The organism is Micrococcus sp. TA1 (assembly GCF_014199555.1).
Lineage (GTDB): Bacteria > Actinomycetota > Actinomycetes > Actinomycetales > Micrococcaceae > Citricoccus.
Genome location: NZ_JACHNW010000001.1, coordinates 1,051,275 through 1,069,608, shown reverse-complemented (window position 1 = coordinate 1,069,608; position 18,334 = coordinate 1,051,275). Strand labels below are relative to the sequence as shown.

Here is an 18,334-nt window from a genome sequence, read left to right as displayed (position 1 = left end):
CGGAGGGACGGTCCATGGTGGCTGACAGGGTGCGGAGGCAACGGGGCAGGTTCCCCGAGGACCCCACGGACGTGTTGCGCCAGGTCCTGACACTCACCGAGGACGGGCCCGATGAGGCGCGCGGGATCCGCTTCACCGGCCTCACCCCGCCCCAGGCCCGGGGACGGGTCTTCGGGGGCCAGGTGATGGCCCAGGCCCTGATGGCCGCGATCCGCACCGTCGACCCGGACCGGGCGATCCACTCGATGCACGGGTACTTCATCCGCCCCGGCGACGCCCTCAAGCCGATCTCCTTCGCGGTGGAGGACCTGCGCGACGGACGCTCGTTCTCGGTGCGCCGGGTGCAGGCGGAACAGGACGGCGTGACGATCCTGTCCCTGATCTGCTCGTTCCAGGAGCCGGCCCCGGGAATCGAGCACCAGTCCCCCATGCCCTCCGGGGTCCCGGACCCGGAATCGCTGCCGAGCACCTCCCAGCGCCTGGGCCACCTCCAGCATCCGGTGGCCCAGGAGTGGTCCTGGGCCCGCCCCTTCGACATCCGTCACGTGGACGCCCCGATCGAGGCCACCCCCGCCCGGGAGAGGGTGGCCACCAACATGGTGTGGATGAAGACGTTCTCCACCCTGGAGGGTGACGCGAACCTGCACCGCGCGGCGCTGGCCTACGTCTCGGACTACACCCTGCTCGAGCCGGTCCTGCGCCGTCACGGCCTGGCATGGGTCCGCCCCGGCATGAGCGTGGCGTCCCTGGACCATGCGATGTGGTGGCACCGGCCGGCCCGGGTGGACGAGTGGCTGCTCTACGTCCAGACCAGCCACTCCGCCCAGGGTGCCCGCGGCCTCAGCCACGGCCGGATCTACTCCCGCGAGGGTGAGCTGGTGGCCTCCGTGGCCCAGGAGGGCATGCTCCGGGTGCCCGCGGGCACCAAGTACCGGGTGCAGGGCGCCGTCCAGAACCTGTTCCTGAAGACCGCGTGGCGCCCCTCCCGATAAGCCATTACCCCCTGCCCCCGGGTACCCCTTGTGGTCTACCTTGAGGGCATGCACACGCACGCCGACATGGACACGGGCTCCGGACCGGACCGGATCCTCACCGTCGTGGGCCCCTGGGACACCCAGGTCGCCTACACGGCCGTGCACGCGGGCCATGACCTGCGGGAGGAGGTCCGGGACCTGATGGTGCTCGACGAGGCCGTCCGGTTCCGGGAGGAGGATCCCTATTCCGACCGGCTCGGCTCCGGGATCGGCTCGGGCATGGTCATGCACCGGTCCAGGTTCGAGGCCGACCTCAACCGTCCCCGGAGCACCTGTGTCTGCGTCGTCCCGGAGCAGTGCTGGGGGCTCCGGGTCTGGCGGGACGGGCAACTGCCCCCGGACGTCGCCTGCCGGAGCCGGCAGGTCCACGACGCCTGGTTCGCCGAGCTCGAGCGCCGGGTCGCCCGGCTGGCGGCCCGGGGCCCGTTCGTGGTCTTCGACCTGCACACCTACAACCATCGCCGCGACGGTCCCGACGCCGCGCCCGCACCCCAGGAGGGCAACCCGGACGTCAACGTGGGCACCGGCACCCTGGACCGGCAGCCCTGGATCCCCGTGGTCGACGCGTTCATGGAGGCGCTGTCCGCACCGGTCATCCCGGCCACCGGGCGACGACTGGACGTGCGGGAGAACGTGCGGTTCTGGGGCCAGAACGAGGGACGCTGGGTCCACCGGCGGTTCCCCGACACCGCCTGCGTGCTCGCCCTGGAGTTCAAGAAGACCTTCATGGACGAATGGACCGGTGAGGTGGACGACGCCCACCTGGGCCAGCTGGCCGACGCCCTGGCCGCGACGGTGGCCCCGGTGGAGGCGGCATTGCGGGAGGTCTCGGTGCCGACGCCATGAGCAAGAAGACGGACAACAAGACCGGGAACAAGTCCGGCAACAAGGCTGCATCCAAGACCGGGAGCAAGACCGGGAGCACGTCCGGTCCCGCCTCGGATGCCAGGACGAGCGGGACGTCGGCCGGGACGCCGGGAGCTGCGAAGACGGCGCGGAAGATCACCGCCATCACTCTCGGCGACAGGACGGACGGCGTGCGGCCTCCCGGTGACCGGGACGGCATCACGGCATCTCTGCGCGACCGGGCGATCGATCACGAGCTGGCACTGGTCTCGCGGTCCTTCCGGTTCCTCCTGGACGTGACGCCCATGAACGTGGAGCAGGCCCGGGCGGAGTTCCTGGCCACCGGCGAACTGCCGGAGTTCCAGTACCGGACGCTGGAGGACGACCCGGACGTCCTGCGTCAGGTGCTCAAGGACATGCCCATCCGGGACGTGGACGACCCCGTCCTCGGCACGTTGCTGCGGGAGAAGCACCGCGAGCTGGGCCTGCAGATCGAGATGCTCGAGGCGCGGGACACCGCGGACTTCATGCCCCTGAGCATCGAACTGTACGGCGCGATCACCCCGGCGTTGCGGCAGATCGCCGATCGCCTCATGAGCACCGTGACCGTGCCGGAGGGCGCCGGGAAGAGCCTGGATGCGCACGAGGTGCTGACGCTGGCCCAGGAGGAGATCGACTACTACCGGGAGCAGGATGCCGACATCGAGATGCACGCCGAGATCCGCAAGGACGTCTCCGGCGTGATGGTCTCCGGGGAGTCCCTGATCCTGGGTCCGCAGTCCAAGGTCCAGGAGGTCCGCGCGCACGCCCTGATGCAGCACGAGGTCGGCACCCACCTGGTCACCCAGGTCAACGGGGCCACCCAGCCCATCAAGGTGATGGGCACGGGGTTGTCCGGGTACGACGAGACCCAGGAGGGCCTGGCCGTGCTGGCCGAGGTGGCCAGCGGTGGACTGACCGCGTTCCGCCTGCGTCAACTGGCCACCCGGATCATCACGGTGCACCGCATGGTCACCGGTGCCAGTTTCCGGGACGCGCACGACGCGCTCGTGGAGGAGGGCGTCCCCGCCTCCTCGGCCTTCACCACGACCATGCGTGCCTTCCGGTCCGGTGGCCTGACCAAGGACGCCATCTACCTGCGCGGCGTGCTCGACCTGATCGAGCACCTGCGCGCCGGTGGGACCCTGGACCTGCTGCTGCTGGGCAAGTTCTCGTTGCAGGACCTGCCGCTGGTGACCGACCTGAGGGACCGTGGCGTCCTGCAGCCACCCCGGCTCCAGCCGCGCTGGCTGACCGAGAGGGACTGCATCGAGCGGTTGGACCGGCTGGCGGACCTGGATGATCCGGCCGACCTGGTGAACCGCTGAGCACCGTCGGCCGGCCCGGCCGACGGTGATCCCACTCGCTGTACCTGTTGATCGGAGGTCCATGAACATCGGATTCGTCGTCAACGACGTCGCCACCGAGAAGTCCACGTACACCACGACGCGTCTGGCGATGGCCGCCACGCAGCTGGGGCACGAGGCGCTGCTGACGGGTACCGGGGACTTCTCGTACGCACCGGACGGCACCCTCTCCGTGCGGGCCCACGGCACCGCGGCGAGGAACTACCGTTCGCTGGACCGGTACCTGGCGGACGTGCAGAAGCCCCGGTCCGTTCGCCAGGTCCCCATCCAGGACTTCGACGTGGTGATGCTGCGCAATGACCCCGCCGATGACGCGAAGGAGCGTCCGTGGGCCTCCACTGCGGCCGTGGCCTTCGGCCGGCTGTTCGCCGCCAACGGCGTCCTGGTGGTCAATGACCCGCTCACCCTGGCCGGTGCCCTGTCCAAGGCCTACTTCCAGCACTTTCCCGACGTCGTGCGCCCGAGGACGCTGATCTCCCGGGACCAGCAGATGATCTCGGAGTTCATCGACGAGATGGACGGCAAGGCGGTGCTCAAGCCGCTCCAGGGTTCGGGAGGCAAGGGCGTGTTCGTGGTGGACCGCAAGGAGGCCCCGAACCGGAACCAGATCGTGGAGGCCATCGCCCGGGACGGGTACGTCGTGGCGCAGGAGTACCTGCCCGAGGCGAAGGAGGGGGACGTGCGGATGATGCTCCTGAACGGCACGCCCCTCCAGGTCGGCGGGAAGTACGCGGCGTTCCGCCGTCGCACCGCCAGTGGAGAGGTGCGGTCGAACATGTCGGCCGGGGGAACCGCGGAGGCCGTGCGGGTCACCGAGGAGATGCTGTACCTGGCCGAGGTGGTCCGTCCGAAGCTCATCGCGGACGGCTTGTTCCTGGTCGGCCTGGACATGGTCGGTGACAAGCTCATGGAGATCAACGTGTTCTCCCCGGGCGGCCTCGGCTCGTGCCTGCGGCTCTACGGCAAGGACTTCGCCGCCGCCGTCATCCAGGACCTCGAGCGCAAGCTGAGGGTCCGGAGTCACTACACCGAGGACCTGTGCAACGCCCGGTTGGCCACGATCTGAGACCACGCACGACGGCGGCCCCCACCTCGGTGGTGGGGGCCGCCGTCGTCGGGGGTCCGGCGTGGTGCCGGGACCGGTTCAGTCGCGGGTGAGCTTGCGGTGCGTGACCCGGTGCGGGCGCGCCGCCTCGGGGCCGAGCCGCTCGACCTTGTTCGCCTCGTAGGACTCGAAGTTGCCCTCGAACCAGTACCAGTTCGCGGGGTCCTCCTCGGTGCCCTCGTAGGCCAGCATGTGGGTGGCCACCCGGTCCAGGAACCAGCGGTCGTGCGAGATGACCACCGCGCAGCCCGGGAACTCCAGCAGGGCGTTCTCGAGCGAGGTCAGGGTCTCGACGTCGAGGTCGTTGGTGGGCTCGTCGAGCAGCAGCAGGTTGCCGCCCTCCTTGAGGGTGAGTGCCAGGTTCAGGCGGTTGCGCTCACCGCCGGAGAGCACCCCGGCCTTCTTCTGCTGGTCCGGGCCCTTGAAGCCGAACGCCGAGACGTAGGCCCGCGAGGGCATCTCGACCTGTCCGACCTTGATGTAGTCCAGGCCGTCGGAGACGACCTCCCAGAGGGACTTCTCCGGGTCGATGCCTCCGCGGGACTGGTCCACGTAGGAGATCTTGACGGACTCGCCGACCTTCAGGTCGCCGTCGTCGAGGGGCTCGACGCCCACGATGGTCTTGAACAGGGTGGTCTTGCCGACGCCGTTGGGCCCGATGATCCCGACGATGCCGTTGGGCGGCAGGGAGAAGGACAGGCCGTCGATCAGCACGCGGTCGCCGAAGCCCTTCTTCAGGTTCTTCGCCTCGATGACCTGGGTGCCCAGGCGCGGGCCCGGCGGGATCTGGATCTCCTCGAAGTCCAGCTTCCGGGTCTTCTCGGCCTCGGCGGCCATCTCCTCGTACCGGGCCAGACGGGCCTTGGACTTGGCCTGGCGGCCCTTGGCGTTGGAGCGGACCCAGTCCAGTTCCTCGCTGAGCCGCTTGGCCAGCTTGGCGTCCTTCTTGCCCTGGACCTCCAGGCGGGCGCGCTTCTTCTCCAGGTAGGTCGAGTAGTTGCCCTCGTACGGGTACAGCCGGCCGCGGTCGACCTCGGCGATCCACTCGGCCACGTGGTCGAGGAAGTACCGGTCGTGGGTGATGGCGATGACGGCGCCCGGGTAGGCGGACAGGTGCCCCTCGAGCCACTGGACGGACTCGGCGTCGAGGTGGTTGGTGGGCTCGTCGAGCAGCAGCAGGTCCGGCTTCTGCAACAGCAGCTTGCACAGGGCCACGCGACGGCGCTCACCACCGGAGAGCTTGGTGACGTCCGCGTCGGGGTCGGGCAGCTGCAGGGCGTCCATGGCCTGGTCGAGCTGGGAGTCGATGTCCCAGGCGTCGGCCGCGTCGATCTCCTCCTGGAGCTTGCCCATCTCCTCCATCAGGGAGTCGAAGTCGGCATCGGGATCGGCCATCTGCTCGGAGATCTCGTTGTAGCGCTGGATCTTGCCGAGGATCTCCCCGACGCCCTCCTGCACGTTCCCGAGCACGTCCTTCTCCTCGTTGAGCGGGGGCTCCTGCAGCAGGATGCCCACCGTGTAGCCGGGTGAGAGCCTGGCCTCGCCGTTGGAGGGCTGGTCCAGCCCCGCCATGATCTTCAGGATCGTGGACTTGCCCGCACCGTTGGGGCCGACCATGCCGATCTTCGCCCCCGGATAGAAGGACATCGTCACGTCGTCCAGGATCAGCTTGTCGCCCACTTTCTTGCGGGCCTTGACCATGGTGTAGATGAATTCCGCCATTCCTCAAGGCTAGTCGGTGGCCGCCGCATTTCCCGCATCGGCCGAAGGCGGCGGCCACCGCGTACAGTCCGGCCCGCTCAGGCGAGCGTCAGGTCCCGCTCCTGCCCGGGTACCTCCGCCTCGTCGGGAGCGTCCGGCCCGTCCTCCAGGACCTCGCCGGTCGACCGGTCGACGCGGGGCTCGTCGTCCTCGCCGAACGGTCCCTCGGCCGGGGCGTCACCGGCGTCGACAACCGGTCCGCCGGCGGCGGTTGCGTCGCCCGTCCGCCCACTGGACCGGGAGAACCGGGCGGTGCCGAGGGTGAGGTCGTGGCCGATGGAGTCGGCCTCGATCTCGACGGCAGTCCCGGTCCGGTCCCCGGCCTCCCAGGGGCGGACCTTGAGCCGGCCGGTGATGATCACCGGCATGCCCTTGGCCAGGGAGGCCCCCGCGTTCAGGGCCAGCGCCCGGAACATGTTGATCGTGAACCAGTTGGTCTGCCCGTCGACCCAGGCGTTGGCCTCCCGGTCGAAGCGCCGGTCGGTGGCGGCCAGTCGGAAGTTGCCGACGGAGAAGCCTGCCTGGGCCATGCGGACCTGCGGATCGGTGGCCACGAAGCCACGGACGGTGATGTGTTCGCTCATGAGGGGGCCTTTCGGTGGACCGGCCGTGGCCGGCGAGTGAGCCGGCGTCGGCAAGTGGTCTCCGCCGCCGGGCCGGGCGTCATGCCCGGTCCTTCCCAGCACATCGCCCCGGCCGCGTCCCGCACAGGGGTCCCACCGGGGCCCGGGCACAACGCGCCGGTGACCCGTGACCTGTGGAGTTCCGTGCGGCCGGTAGAATGGCCGGGCCCAGCCCCAGTAGCTCAGTGGATAGAGCAGGAGCCTTCTAATCTCTTGGTCGGGGGTTCGACTCCCTCCTGGGGCGCCATGTGACCGGCGTGGACCGCGCGAAAGGTGGACTGTGCAGGATCCGACGATGAACGCCCGCCGCCTTCCCCGCTGGGTCATCGGCACCCAGCCGGACCGCCGGGACGGTGCGGACACCGTGGGACCCACCACCACCGCAGGCCAGTGGCTGCAGCTCGGGGCCGTGATGGCCGTGGCGGCCGTGCTCTACCTCGTCCACTCCTTCCTGCGCTTCCGCAATTTCGAGGCCAAGGGCTACGACCTCGGCATCTTCGACCAGGCGGTGCGCCAGTACGCCCTGTTCCGGGAGCCGATCGTCCCGGTCAAGGGTGTGGACTTCAACATCCTCGGCGACCACTTCCACCCGGTCCTGGCGTTGCTGGCCCCGCTGTACTGGATCTGGGACGACCCACGGGTGCTGAACATCGCCATGACGGCGCTCCTGGTCTCCACGGCCATTCCCGTCTATCTGTTCGCCCGCCGCCGGTTCTCCCACGCCACCGCGCTCACCGGCGCCGGGGCGATGCTCCTGTGGTGGCCGTTCCAGGCCATGGTCAACTGGGACTTCCACGAGATCGCCGTCGGGGTGCCGGTCATCGCCTGGGTCGTCTGGGCCATCGACGGCCGCCGGTACTGGCTGGCCACCGTGCTGGCCCTGACCCTGCTGTCCGTGCGCGAGGACATGGGCATCACCCTGCTGGCCATCGCGATGGTGCTGGCCGTCAAGCGCGCCTGGGTACCCGCCGTCGTCACCGCCGTTCTGGGCGTGGCCGGTTACGTCTTCGCCACCTCCGTGGTGATCCCCCGTTTCTCCCCGGAGGGCGAATTCGGCTACTGGCAGTTCACCGCGCTGGGGCCGGACATGGGGTCCTCGATCGCCTTCATGCTCACCCAGCCCCTCGACGCGTTCGCGGTGCTCTTCGACCACCCGCTGAAGGTCGCCCTGTGGCTGCTGCACTTCGTGGCGTTGTGGCTGCTGCCGCTCTTGTCCCCCTACACGCTGATCGGCATGCCGATCCTGGCCTCCCGGTTGTTCAACGACCGGCTCAACGTGTGGAGCCCGGTCTACCAGTACGACGCGATCCTGGCGCCGGTCTTCCTCATGGCCGCGCTGGAGGCGCTGGCGCGCATCGGGGCCTGGCGGCACGCCCGGCAGGTGCGCGCGTCCGGTCCCCCGGAACCCCCGTCCGGTCACGACGACGGCGCCCTCGCCTCGGGCGCCGGCAGTCACCGGCTGCCCCGGGCCGCGGGGGCGGGTGTACGCGGTTGGCGGGTGCCGGCCGTCTTCGTGTCCGTCCTGCTGGGCTGCGGGGTGATCGGCACCGTGCTCTTCCCGCAGGTCTTCCCGTTCCAGCGCACCGTCACCGGGGACACCTGGCAACGGACCGAGTGGGCGCGGGCCCTGGATCGCGCCGTGGGGATGATCCCGGACGACGTGTGCATCGAGGCGGCGGACAACGCGGTGCCGCACCTGGTGGACCGCACCTACGTCGGCCTGCACGGGGACATCGGCGATGACCTGGCGACCTGGATGATCATCGACACCACGGTCGAGGAGCTCGGTGGCTGGGACCCGCTGACCCCGGACCAGGCCCTGGAGCGTGCCGAGCGGCTCGGCTACGGGGTGGTCAGCGAGGACGACCACGGCATCTGGGTGCTGCACCGCGACCGGCCGGTGGATCCGGTGTGCGCGGACTACGTGCCGTAGCACCGGCGCGGGACGGGCGCGCCGTACCGTGCGGTTGATCAGGGCTTTCCGTGCCCGACGACCCCGGCCTACCCTCGGGGCGAGGAGTTCGAGCCCGCACCCCCTAGCGCGAGGACGTCCACCGTGGAATCTGCACACCCCGCACGCCGTCGGGCCGTCCCCGGCGGGCAGGGAGCACCGGAGGAGGCAGCGCCGCGGGTGCTGGTCGGATATGCCAGCGCCCACGGCTCCACGGCCGAGATCGGCCAGCGCATCGCCGAGGTGCTCGGACGCGCCGGGCTGAGGGTGGAGGTGCTGCCGCTGCAGCAGGCCCCGAGCCCGGAGGGGTATGCGGCCGTGGTGCTGGGCAGCGCCATCCACCAGCAGGAGTGGTTGCCGACGGCCGCCGGGTACATCACCCGCCATGCCCACGCCCTGCGAGCGCGTCCGGTGTGGTTGTTCAGCGTGGGCATGACCTCGGCCCTGCCCCGCTGGATCCGCCGGAGCGCCCGCGCCGGCCAGGACCGACGTCTGGCCCAGGCGCTGCGGGACCAGGCAGCTCCCCGCGGACACCTGCTGGTGTCGGGAGTGGTCACCCCCGGGCAATTCCCCCGATGGGTCAGAACCCTGTTCCGGGTGTTCGGCGCGCAGTTCGGCGACTACCGTGACTGGGCCCGCATCGAGGCCTGGGCGCAGGGCATCGCCGGGAGCCTGACGGCCGTTCCCCCGACGCACGCCTCCGGCCCCTGAGGTCGTCGAGGCCACGGGTCATCCGGTGCGGTGAGGATCCCTGTCCCATCGCGAGGGTCACCCGGGCGGAGGGAGACCGGGGTCGGCCGCGGCGGCGGCGATGATCTCCTCGGCGCGTTCCCGCACGGGGACGCCCCGCTGCCGGCTGGATTCGCGGAGCACCTGGAACGCCTGCTCTGGGCCGCACGCATGTCTGCTCATCAGCACGCCCGTGGCCTGATCGATCACGGTGTGCCTGGTCGGGGCCGGTGGCCCGTGTTCCAGCAGGTCGGGGCGACGCAACAGCCTGACGGCCAGTTCCAGCGCCCGTGACGCCTCGGCGGCGAAGCGCTTGCCCTCCATCAGTTCACGCTGGCCGAAGGCGTACGGCTGGTTGGAGTACAGGTTGAGCGCGCCCACGGCGGAGTCCCCGCCGTGCAGTGGCAGTGACAACGTCGAGAGTGCCCCCAGGGACACGGCACCCTCCCGGTAGGTGTCGAACCGGTGCTCGGTGGTGAGGTTGTCGACGAGGACGACCTGGTTGGTGCGCAGTGCGGTCAGGCACGGGCCCTCGTCGTACCGGTACTGGATCTCATCGAACCGGTAGGTGTCATCCTCGCTGCTGGCCACTGTCGCCGGATGCCCCTCGCGCACGACCGTGACGCCGACGAAGACGTCGGGGCCGAGAACGTCGGCAGCGGCATTCACCAGGGCCTGCAGGAAGCCCTCGAAGTGCTCGGTCGCCAGAACCTGTCCCCGCGCCCTGAGCGCGTGACCGGAGTCATCCTCCCCGGCGGGGTGGGTCGCGGCGCTCTGCTCAGTCATCATGACACCGGGAATCCCGGGGGTGTGAGCCCCGCGTTCGACAGCAGCGGAGGCGGCGCTCCCATGACACGCCTGGAGGGACTCCGACCGAACGATATTGGCACGGCAGGGCTCCCGCGACCAATACTCCTTCGACCGTCCCCCGGTGGTGGCTGGCGGGACGACACCGTGCAGGTGGATTCAGCCCGGTCAGGGCCTTGCCGCGGCCGCGGGAACCCTGGTAGCGGCCTGGCGCTCGGCGGCCTCGACGACGTTGGCGACCAGCATCACCCGGGTCATCGGACCGACCCCGCCGGGGTTGGGCGAGACCCACGAGGCCACCTCGGCCACGGCGGGCTCCACGTCGCCCACGGTGCGCTGACGCCCGTCCGCGTCAACCGTCAGCGAGACACCGACGTCCAGCACGATCGCTCCCGGCGCGACGTCCTCCTTCCGCACCATGTGCGCCGAACCGGCCGCGGCGATGACGACGTCGGCGCGGGAGAGTTCCCCGCGGAGGTCCTGCGTCCCGGTGTGCGCCAGCGTCACGGTGGCGTTGACGTCCTTGCGGGTCAGCACCAGCCCGGCCGGCCGGCCGATGGTCACGCCCCGGCCGATGACCAGGACCCGTCGGCCGGACAGGTCGATCCCGTGATGTCGCAGCAGCTCCACGCAACCGGCCGGCGTGCACGGCAGGGGGGACTCCAGCTGCCCGGAGACCGAGGCCACGAGACGGCCCAGGTTCACCGGGTGCAGTCCGTCCGCGTCCTTGTCCGGGGCGATCCGTTCCAGCACCCGCTGCGTGTCGATGTGCGGGGGCAGCGGCAGCTGGACGATGTATCCGGTGCAGTCCGGGTCGTGGTTGAGCTCGTCCAGCACCGCGAGCAGTTCTTCCTCCGTGACCGACTCCGGCAGGTCCCGGCGGATGGAGGCCACACCGACCTCGGCGCAGTCCCGGTGCTTGCCGGCCACGTAGGACCGCGATCCCGGATCCTCACCCACCAGCACCGTGCCCAGTCCGGGGACGAGGCCGTGCTCGGCCAGCCTGGCCACCCGCGCGGCCAGGTCCTTCTTCATCGCGGCGGCCGTCGCGCGGCCGTCCAGTACTCGGGCAGTCATGTCATGGGCCTCTCGAGGTCGTCCGTAGGGGTGGGCGGGCCCGGTGGTACCGGGCCCGCCCACGTGCCAGCCCGTCGGCCGGCGTGGGTCAGGAACGCAGCTTCTCCATCGCCGGGTCCACGAGGGGTTCCTCGCTGATGGTGGCCGTGACCTCCCGGTCGAAGGTGCGGACGGTGACCTGGTCACCGACCGCCAGGTCCTCCGGGACCCACGCCAGGGCGATGGGCCGGTGCACGGTGTAGCCGAAGTCGGCGCTGGTGACGAAGCCGGCCGGCGTGCCGTCCACCAGGACCGGTTCGTGCCTGCCGGTGAGCACCGTGGTCCCGTCGTCCACGGTGAGGCAGCGCAGGGCCCGGCCCTGACCGGAGCCAGCCAGTCCGGCCCTCTCGGCCAGGGCCCGGGCGCCCACGTAACCCACCTTGTCCTTCTTGACGGCGAAGCCGAGGCCTGCCTGGTCGGGGTAGTGCCCGGTGTGCACGTCCGTGCCCCAGGACCGGTACCCCTTCTCCAGCCGCAGGCTGTTGAAGGCCCCCCGCCCGGCGGCGATGATCCCGTGGGCGGCACCGGCCTCCCAGAGGGCATCCCACAGCCGCGCCCCGTCCTCGGCGGCGGCGTAGATCTCCCATCCCAGCTCCCCCACGTAGGAGAGCCGGAGCAGGCGGACCGGGATCCCGGCGATCTGGGTCTCCACGCCCTGGAAGTACCGCAGGCCTTCATTGGTGAGGTCCTGGTCGGTCAGCGGCTGGAGCACCGTGCGGGCGTTGGGGCCCCACAGGCCGATGCAGCAGGTGGCGTCGGTGATGTCCTCGACCGTCACCGGGCACTCCGGGTGGGCTTCGGTGAACCTCCGGGCCTGGACGGCCAGGTAGTTCGCGTCGATCCCGCCGTTGATGCCGGCCATGAACCGCTCCGGGCCGAACCGGGCCACGGTGATGTCACTGCGGATGCCCCCGGCGTCGTCCAGCATCAGCGTGTAGGCCACGGCGCCGACCTTCCGCCGCATGTTCCCGGTGGTCAGGGTGTCCAGGAAGGACTCCGCACCCTCACCGGTGATGTCCACCCGGCGCAGGGCGGTCATGTCGTACATCGCCACGTTGGTCCGGGTGGCGTGGGCCTCCGCCGCGCTGATGGGCGAGTAGTACTGACCGGACCAGGCGTCACGCTGGGGCGGCAGCCACTCGTCCGGCAGGTTCTCCAGCAGGGACGCGTTCGCCTCGTACCACTGCGGGCGCTCCCAGCCGGACGCCTCCAGGAAGAACGCCCCCAGCTCCTGCTGCCGCTCGAAGAACGGGGAGAGCCGGAGGTTCCGCGGGGAGTCCTTGGGCTGCAGGGGGTGCTTGATGTGATAGACCTCGACGAAGCTCTGGGCGGAGGTCTCCTGGATGTAGTCCTGCTCGAGCTGGACCTTCTCGAAGCGGTGCAGGTCCATCTCCCGCAGGTCGGCGTCGCTGTGACCGTCCACGATCACCTGGGCCAGGGCACGGGCCACGCCGGCCGAATGGGTGACCCAGACCGCCTCGGCCACGTACAGGCCGGACACGTTCGAGGCCTCGCCCACGAGGGAGTTGCCGTCCGGCGTGAAGGAGAAGATGCCGTTGAAGGCATCCTCCACGCTCGTCTGTCCCAGCTCGGGCAGCAGCCGCCGGCTGTCGTCCCAGGCGGGGGCGAAGTCCTCGGGGGTGAACTGGAGCCGGGAGGGCATCCGGTCGTTCTCGACGTCGACCTCCTGCGGCATCTCGTCGTAACGCACCGGGATGGGGCGGTGCCCATAGGAGCCGATACCGATCCGGGACCCGTGCTGACGGAAGTAGAGGTTGTCCTCCTGGAGCCGCAGGATGGGCAACCGGGCATTGTTGCCCGTGCCCACTGCCTCCTCCGTCTCGCCCCGCAGGGACGGCAGTGAGGTGGTCCGGACATACTGGTGGGCCATCGGCACCAGGGGAATGGTCATCCCGGCCATCTCCCCCAGCTCCGGTCCCCAGAAACCACCGGCGCAGATCACGATGTCCGCGGGGACGAACTCATCCCCGCACCTGACCCCGGTGACCTGCCCGGAGGACTCCTCGATCCCCGTGACCAGCGTGTTCTCCCGGAACACCGCACCGCGGGACTCGGCCCGCTGGCGCAGCAGCTCGACCGCCAGCAGGGAGGACGCCAGCCCGTCCGTGGGCACGTACAACCCGCCCAGCAGCAGGCTCTCATCCACCAGGGGGTGCAGCTGCTTGGCCTCCGCGGCGTCCACGACCCGAGACTCCACGCCCCAGCAGGCGTTGAAGTTGTTCCGGCGGTGCAGTTCGGCCAGCCGCTCGGGCGTGGTGGCAACCTCGAGCCCGCCCACGGGGTTGAACGCGGCCGCGCCGTCCTTGACCAGGCCGAGGAGTTTGCTCCCCGTATAGGCCGCGAGCTCGGAGAGCAGTTCCGAGGGGGTGGACTGGAAGACCAGCCCTGGAGCATGTGAGGTCGAGCCACCCGTGGAGGGGATGGGCCCGCGGTCCAGGACGGTGAGATCCGTCCAGCCCCGCTGGGTGAGTTCATCGGCCAGGTTGGCTCCGACGATGCCGGCTCCGATGACCACGACGCGCGGAGATTCCATGGTGGTGTCCAATCCTTCGGTCCCCGAGGGGATGCCATACACAAGTCATATATGAGCAACGTAGTGACACGCCTCACGTTCCGTCAAGGGGCAAAATCAGGCTGGGTGAACCTCTTGCGCGGCGGTGTGATGTGGGTTACGTTCTTCGGCATCCGTCATATATGTGTTGCATGTGGCTCTCATACGACCGTGCTCCTCGTGGCGAGCTTCCTATTGTTCGGCCTCACGGCGTCCGTCGCCTAAGGCCCCGAGACCAAGGAGAAGTCCCTCGCATGAGCGTCCCGCTGTCCATCACCCACGCGGCGTCACCCCTCGGGACGCCCCCGGCGCCCCTCGGCGGACCCGCCGGTGAACCCTCACCGGCGCCACGGCCATCATCCCGGCGGCCGGCCTCGATCCTCCTAGGCTCTATCCCACACGTGGAGATGGCCCAAGGAGCGTCGATGCACACCGTCGAGAAATCACCCAAGCGAACCACCCTGGCAGAGCGCGCGTACCAGGAGATCCGCACCCGGATCATCGACAACCGGCTCGCACCCGGGTCCCCCCTCGACGAGGAAGCGCTGATGGCCGAGTTGTCCATCGGCCGGACGCCGTTGCGCGAGGCCGTCAAGAGACTGGAATCGGAACGCCTCCTGACCATCTACTCACATCGGGGAACCTTCGTTCCCGAGGTCACCATCCGCGACCTGCGGGAGATCTCCGACGCCCGCAGGCTGCTGGAGGGCTATGCCGCCCGGCGGGCCGCACTGTCCGCCACGGAGGCGGACCGGCGGGACCTCGAGGCCTGCCTGATGGACGTGCAGTCACTGGAGCCGGGATCCTCCTCCGACCTCATGCAGGTCGATGCGCGGATCCACGAGTCGATCTACCGCGCCATGGGCAACCGCTACATCGAGGAGAGCCTCATCCAGTACTTCTCCCTGTCCATGCGGATGTGGAATCACGTCCTGCCCCGCCTGGGCACCATGGAACCCCACGTGCAGGAGCACGTGGACCTGATCCGGTCCGTCCTCGACGGGGACGCCCAGGAAGCAGAGCGCCTCGCCGCGGATCACGTGACCCATTTCGAGGACATGGTGATCGCCGCCCTCTGAGGACCGCCCAGCGGCCCTCACCCCTCACCGCCCCACCAGCTACCGGAGGCCACCCGGCCTTCCCTCACGAATAAGGTGACACGCCCCATGACCAGCACCACCACGACCGCCACGGTCCCCGCTCCCCTGCGTTCCGGGACGCGCCCCGCCTCCCCCGGCCTGGTGCTCACCCTGTCCTGCACCAACCAGAAGGGCATCGTGCACGCCGTCTCCGGCGCCCTGCTGGACGTCGACGCGTACATCACCTCTTCTCAGCAGTTCGACTCCCCCGACACCGGCACCTTCTTCATGCGCGTCGAGTTCACGACCGACACCGCCCTGACCGCCGTCCAGGACGCCCTGGCCCCGATCCGGGACCGGTTCAGCATGGACCTGCACCTGCACGAGGCGACCACCAAGACCCGCACCCTGGTCATGTGCTCCACGGACGGGCGCACCCTCAACGACCTGCTGTTCCAGCACCGGACCGGCACGCTGCCGATCGACATCCCGGTGATCGTCTCCAACCACCTCGAACTGCAGCCGATGGCCTTCTTCTACGGCATCCCCTTCGTGCACATCCCCGTGACCAAGGACGCCGACGGCACCACGAACAAGGCCGAGGCCGAGGCCCGCCTGATGGACCTCGTCAAGAAACACGACATCGAGCTGGTGGTGCTGGCCCGCTACATGCAGGTGCTCTCCGACGACCTGTGCCGCCGGCTCGGCGGCAAGGCCATCAACATCCACCACTCCTTCCTGCCCTCCTTCAAGGGCGCCCGGCCCTACCACCAGGCCCACGAACGCGGCGTCAAGCTCATCGGCGCCACCGCCCACTACGTCACCCCGGACCTGGACGAGGGCCCCATCATCGACCAGACGGTCCAGCGCGTCACCCACGCCCAGTCCGCCCGCGACTTCGTCAACCTCGGCCGCGAGGTCGAGGGCTCCACGCTGTGCCGGGCCGTGCGCTGGCACACCGAGCACCGCGTCCTGCTCGACGGCAACCGCACCGTCGTCTTCGACTGACCAGAGACAATGACCCGGCGAGCCGCATGATCATCGCGCCTCGTGCCCCCGAACCGGTCATCGACGGTAACAGCATGAACAGCACAGCGAACGAGGCCCCCGGCCCTCCGTCCGGGGGGACGCCCGCGGGCCATGTGCAGCCGCCAGGACCATGCCTCACTGAGCAAAGGACCCACACATGGCTTTCAGGAACGTCCAGCAATCCCCTACACCCGATGAGTTGCGTGCCGACGATGCGTTGGCGGAGGTCCCTCGTGCCGAGGAACCAGCACTCCGGGAGAAGAGCGAGGCAACCATGAGTGCCTCCAGTGAGGCAGACACAGACCTCCCTGTCCTCGATCCGGACGAGGAGGAGGGTGGGCTCCCCCCGTCGGACGTCGAGTGCGAGCAGATCCTCGAAGAGCTGCGTCATGCCAGGACCGAGCAGGCAGTGGCCGAGCGCCGGAACCACAGGCTCACCCTCGACAAGGTCACGTTCGGTATCACGGGCGTCATCGCCCTCGCCTTCGTCGTCTGGGGCTTCGTGGGACGCGACAGCCTGTCCGAGACGTCCACGGGTGCTCTCAACTGGGTCATGGAGTACACGGGATGGCTGTTCATGTTCCTGGCCTCGCTCTTCGTGGTCTTCGTCCTCTGGCTGGCCCTGGGCAAGTTCGGCAACATCCCGCTGGGCAAGGACGGCGAGAAACCCGAGTTCCGGACGGTGTCCTGGGTCGCCATGATGTTCGCCGCGGGCATGGGCATCGGGCTGATGTTCTACGGGGTGGCCGAACCGCTCTACCACTACGTCTCCCCACCGCCCGGCACCGTGGACGGCCGGACCCCCGAAGCCATCCAGACCGCCATGGCGACCTCGATCTTCCACTGGACCCTGCATCCCTGGGCCATGTATGCGGTGGTCGGCATCGCCATGGCCTATGGCGCCTACCGCCTGGGCCGCCGGCAACTGATCTCCGTCGCCTTCACCTCACTCTTCGGCGTCCGGAGGGTCGAGGGTCCCCTCGGGAAGTTCATCAACATCCTGGCCATCTTCGCCACCTTGTTCGGGACCGCCGCGTCGCTGGGCCTGGGCGCCCTGCAGATCGGCAGCGGCCTGACCTCCAACGGTTGGTTCGGGGACGTCGGCACGCCCGTGCTCGTGGTGATCGTGGCCGTCCTGACACTGTGCTTCGTCGCTTCCGCCGTCTCCGGCATCAGCCGCGGCATCCAGTGGCTCTCCAACATCAACATGGTCCTGGCCGTCGTCCTCGCGCTGATCGTCTTCGTCGCCGGCCCCACACTGTTCATCCTCAACCTGATCCCCTCCGCGATCGGCGACTACGCCCGCGACCTGGCCGAGATGTCGTCCCGGACGGAAGCGGTCGGCGATGAGTCGCTGCGCAGCTGGATGACCAGCTGGACCATCTTCTACTGGGCGTGGTGGATCTCCTGGACCCCGTTCGTCGGACTCTTCATCGCCCGCATCAGCCGCGGCCGCACCATCCGCCAGTTCGTCACCGGAGTGCTGCTTGTGCCCAGTGTCGTCAGCGTGGTCTGGTTTGCCGTCTTCGGCGGCGCCGCCTTCCACGTCCAGCAGGAGGCCGACCAGGAGGGTGCGCCCGGCCTGGTGACCATGGTCGACGGGGCACCGTCCGTCAACTTCGACGGAGCACTCTTCGACCTCGTCAAGAACCTGAGCATGCCTGACTGGGCCACCACTGCCGTCATCGCCCTGGCCATGGTCCTGGTCGCCATCTTCTTCATCACCGGTGCCGACGCGGCGTCCATCGTGATGGGTTCGCTCAGCTCCAACGGAGCCGAACACCCCCGCCGCGGAGTGGTCATCTTCTGGGGCTGCCTCACCGGCGCCGTGGCCGCGGTCATGCTGCTGGCCGGCGGTGATGAGCCCTCGGAAGCCCTGGCCGGGCTGCAACGCATCACCATCGTGGCAGCGCTACCGTTCGTCATCGTCATGATGCTGCTCTGCTTCGCCCTCACCAAGGACCTGCGCCGGGACCCCCTCTCCTTGAGGCGCCGCCTGGCCACGTCGGTCGTGGAGCGGGCCATACGCACGGGCGTGGAACAGCACGGTGGTGCGCAGTTCGACCTCGTCACCAAGCACGACTGCGCCGAGCGGTGCTCGGAGTCGGCATGTCTCGGAGCGACTCCCTCGGGGAGCATGCCCATCGTCGAGGCCCGGCGCGCGGAACCCGGGAGCAGCTAGCAGGCGGCTCTTTCTGAGCTGGAGCCCTTCCCCAGGGCAGGTGGCTGGGCCCGGTGCGGGCCCAGCCACTCGCTGTGTAACCGGGTGCCGACGC

Annotated in this window: 14 protein-coding genes and 1 tRNA gene; 10 read left to right on the top strand and 5 right to left on the bottom strand. The window is 69.5% G+C overall.

Going from position 1 to position 18,334, the window contains the following annotated elements:
* Positions 1-14 precede the first annotated feature (14 nt).
* The 4 genes from GGQ69_RS04615 (at position 15) to GGQ69_RS04600 (ending at position 4,352) form a co-directional block, all read left to right on the top strand.
* Positions 15-992 carry an acyl-CoA thioesterase II gene (locus GGQ69_RS04615; RefSeq protein WP_183525209.1) on the top strand — a complete coding sequence of 326 codons (978 nt, stop codon included), beginning with the start codon at positions 15-17 and terminating at the stop codon, positions 990-992.
* Between the two features lie 48 nt (positions 993-1,040).
* Positions 1,041-1,880 carry an N-formylglutamate amidohydrolase gene (locus tag GGQ69_RS04610; RefSeq protein WP_183525206.1) on the top strand — a complete coding sequence of 280 codons (840 nt, stop codon included), beginning with the start codon at positions 1,041-1,043 and terminating at the stop codon, positions 1,878-1,880.
* Positions 1,877-3,247: a flavohemoglobin expression-modulating QEGLA motif protein gene (locus GGQ69_RS04605; RefSeq protein WP_183525203.1), complete on the top strand. Its 1,371-nt coding sequence runs from the start codon at positions 1,877-1,879 to the stop codon at positions 3,245-3,247. The genes GGQ69_RS04610 and GGQ69_RS04605 overlap by 4 nt, the downstream gene beginning before the upstream one ends.
* Positions 3,248-3,308: 61 nt before the next feature.
* Positions 3,309-4,352 (top strand): glutathione synthetase, encoded by a 1,044-nt coding sequence (locus GGQ69_RS04600; protein WP_183525200.1) that lies wholly within the window; start codon positions 3,309-3,311, stop codon positions 4,350-4,352.
* 78 nt (positions 4,353-4,430) lie between these two features.
* Here the strand turns inward: GGQ69_RS04600 and ettA are convergent, their stop codons facing one another.
* Together ettA and ssb are read right to left on the bottom strand one after the other, a co-directional pair.
* Positions 4,431-6,113 carry an energy-dependent translational throttle protein EttA gene (gene ettA / locus GGQ69_RS04595; RefSeq protein ID WP_010144796.1) on the bottom strand — a complete coding sequence of 561 codons (1,683 nt, stop codon included), beginning with the start codon at positions 6,111-6,113 and terminating at the stop codon, positions 4,431-4,433.
* A gap of 77 nt (positions 6,114-6,190) precedes the next feature.
* Entirely contained in the window at positions 6,191-6,736 is a 546-nt protein-coding gene (ssb, locus tag GGQ69_RS04590; protein WP_183525198.1) for a single-stranded DNA-binding protein, read from the bottom strand.
* A 210-nt stretch (positions 6,737-6,946) separates the two neighbouring features.
* Between ssb and GGQ69_RS04585 the strand changes: the two genes are divergently transcribed.
* From GGQ69_RS04585 to GGQ69_RS04575, 3 genes are all read left to right on the top strand, one after another.
* A tRNA-Arg gene (locus tag GGQ69_RS04585) sits at positions 6,947-7,022 on the top strand.
* Between the two features lie 48 nt (positions 7,023-7,070).
* Positions 7,071-8,708 carry a DUF2079 domain-containing protein gene (locus tag GGQ69_RS04580; RefSeq protein WP_255459419.1) on the top strand — a complete coding sequence of 546 codons (1,638 nt, stop codon included), beginning with the start codon at positions 7,071-7,073 and terminating at the stop codon, positions 8,706-8,708.
* Positions 8,709-8,831: 123 nt separating this feature from the next.
* The gene (locus GGQ69_RS04575) at positions 8,832-9,437 is read left to right on the top strand and encodes a flavodoxin domain-containing protein (protein WP_298045148.1); all 606 of its coding nucleotides are present in this window, start codon (positions 8,832-8,834) and stop codon (positions 9,435-9,437) included.
* A gap of 57 nt (positions 9,438-9,494) precedes the next feature.
* Here GGQ69_RS04575 and GGQ69_RS04570 read toward each other — a convergent pair whose 3' ends face one another.
* The 3 genes from GGQ69_RS04570 to GGQ69_RS04560 form a co-directional block, all read right to left on the bottom strand.
* Entirely contained in the window at positions 9,495-10,244 is a 750-nt protein-coding gene (locus GGQ69_RS04570) for a GAF and ANTAR domain-containing protein (protein WP_183525195.1), read from the bottom strand.
* A 186-nt stretch (positions 10,245-10,430) separates the two neighbouring features.
* Positions 10,431-11,339 (bottom strand): bifunctional methylenetetrahydrofolate dehydrogenase/methenyltetrahydrofolate cyclohydrolase, encoded by a 909-nt coding sequence (locus GGQ69_RS04565; protein ID WP_183525192.1) that lies wholly within the window; start codon positions 11,337-11,339, stop codon positions 10,431-10,433.
* An 88-nt stretch (positions 11,340-11,427) separates the two neighbouring features.
* On the bottom strand, positions 11,428-13,932 hold the full coding sequence (locus tag GGQ69_RS04560; protein ID WP_183525190.1) for an FAD-dependent oxidoreductase: 2,505 nt from the start codon (positions 13,930-13,932) through the stop codon (positions 11,428-11,430).
* Positions 13,933-14,375: 443 nt separating this feature from the next.
* Here GGQ69_RS04560 and GGQ69_RS04555 point away from each other — a divergent pair, with 443 nt between their 5' ends.
* The 3 genes from GGQ69_RS04555 (at position 14,376) to GGQ69_RS04545 (ending at position 18,240) form a co-directional block, all read left to right on the top strand.
* A complete protein-coding gene (locus tag GGQ69_RS04555; protein WP_183525187.1) occupies positions 14,376-15,029 on the top strand; it encodes a GntR family transcriptional regulator in 654 nt (217 codons plus the stop codon).
* 87 nt (positions 15,030-15,116) lie between these two features.
* Entirely contained in the window at positions 15,117-16,037 is a 921-nt protein-coding gene (gene purU, locus GGQ69_RS04550; protein WP_183525184.1) for a formyltetrahydrofolate deformylase, read from the top strand.
* Between the two features lie 178 nt (positions 16,038-16,215).
* Positions 16,216-18,240, top strand: a complete 2,025-nt coding sequence (locus tag GGQ69_RS04545) for a BCCT family transporter (RefSeq protein WP_183525181.1) — start codon at positions 16,216-16,218, stop codon at positions 18,238-18,240.
* The last annotated feature ends 94 nt before the right edge of the window (positions 18,241-18,334 follow it).

Bases quoted from the DNA above. Each gene is read 5' to 3' on its own strand.
- GGQ69_RS04555 (WP_183525187.1), top strand. From the start codon at position 14,376: ATGCACACCGTCGAGAAATCACCCAAGCGAACCACCCTGGCAGAGCGC.
- GGQ69_RS04610 (WP_183525206.1), top strand. From the start codon at position 1,041: ATGCACACGCACGCCGACATGGACACGGGCTCCGGACCGGACCGGATC.
- GGQ69_RS04565 (WP_183525192.1), bottom strand. From the start codon at position 11,339: ATGACTGCCCGAGTACTGGACGGCCGCGCGACGGCCGCCGCGATGAAG.
- GGQ69_RS04560 (WP_183525190.1), bottom strand. From the start codon at position 13,932: ATGGAATCTCCGCGCGTCGTGGTCATCGGAGCCGGCATCGTCGGAGCC.
- GGQ69_RS04545 (WP_183525181.1), top strand. From the start codon at position 16,216: ATGGCTTTCAGGAACGTCCAGCAATCCCCTACACCCGATGAGTTGCGT.
- GGQ69_RS04580 (WP_255459419.1), top strand. From the start codon at position 7,071: ATGAACGCCCGCCGCCTTCCCCGCTGGGTCATCGGCACCCAGCCGGAC.
- GGQ69_RS04600 (WP_183525200.1), top strand. From the start codon at position 3,309: ATGAACATCGGATTCGTCGTCAACGACGTCGCCACCGAGAAGTCCACG.
- ssb (WP_183525198.1), bottom strand. From the start codon at position 6,736: ATGAGCGAACACATCACCGTCCGTGGCTTCGTGGCCACCGATCCGCAG.
- GGQ69_RS04570 (WP_183525195.1), bottom strand. From the start codon at position 10,244: ATGATGACTGAGCAGAGCGCCGCGACCCACCCCGCCGGGGAGGATGAC.
- GGQ69_RS04615 (WP_183525209.1), top strand. From the start codon at position 15: ATGGTGGCTGACAGGGTGCGGAGGCAACGGGGCAGGTTCCCCGAGGAC.
- ettA (WP_010144796.1), bottom strand. From the start codon at position 6,113: ATGGCGGAATTCATCTACACCATGGTCAAGGCCCGCAAGAAAGTGGGC.
- GGQ69_RS04605 (WP_183525203.1), top strand. From the start codon at position 1,877: ATGAGCAAGAAGACGGACAACAAGACCGGGAACAAGTCCGGCAACAAG.
- purU (WP_183525184.1), top strand. From the start codon at position 15,117: ATGACCAGCACCACCACGACCGCCACGGTCCCCGCTCCCCTGCGTTCC.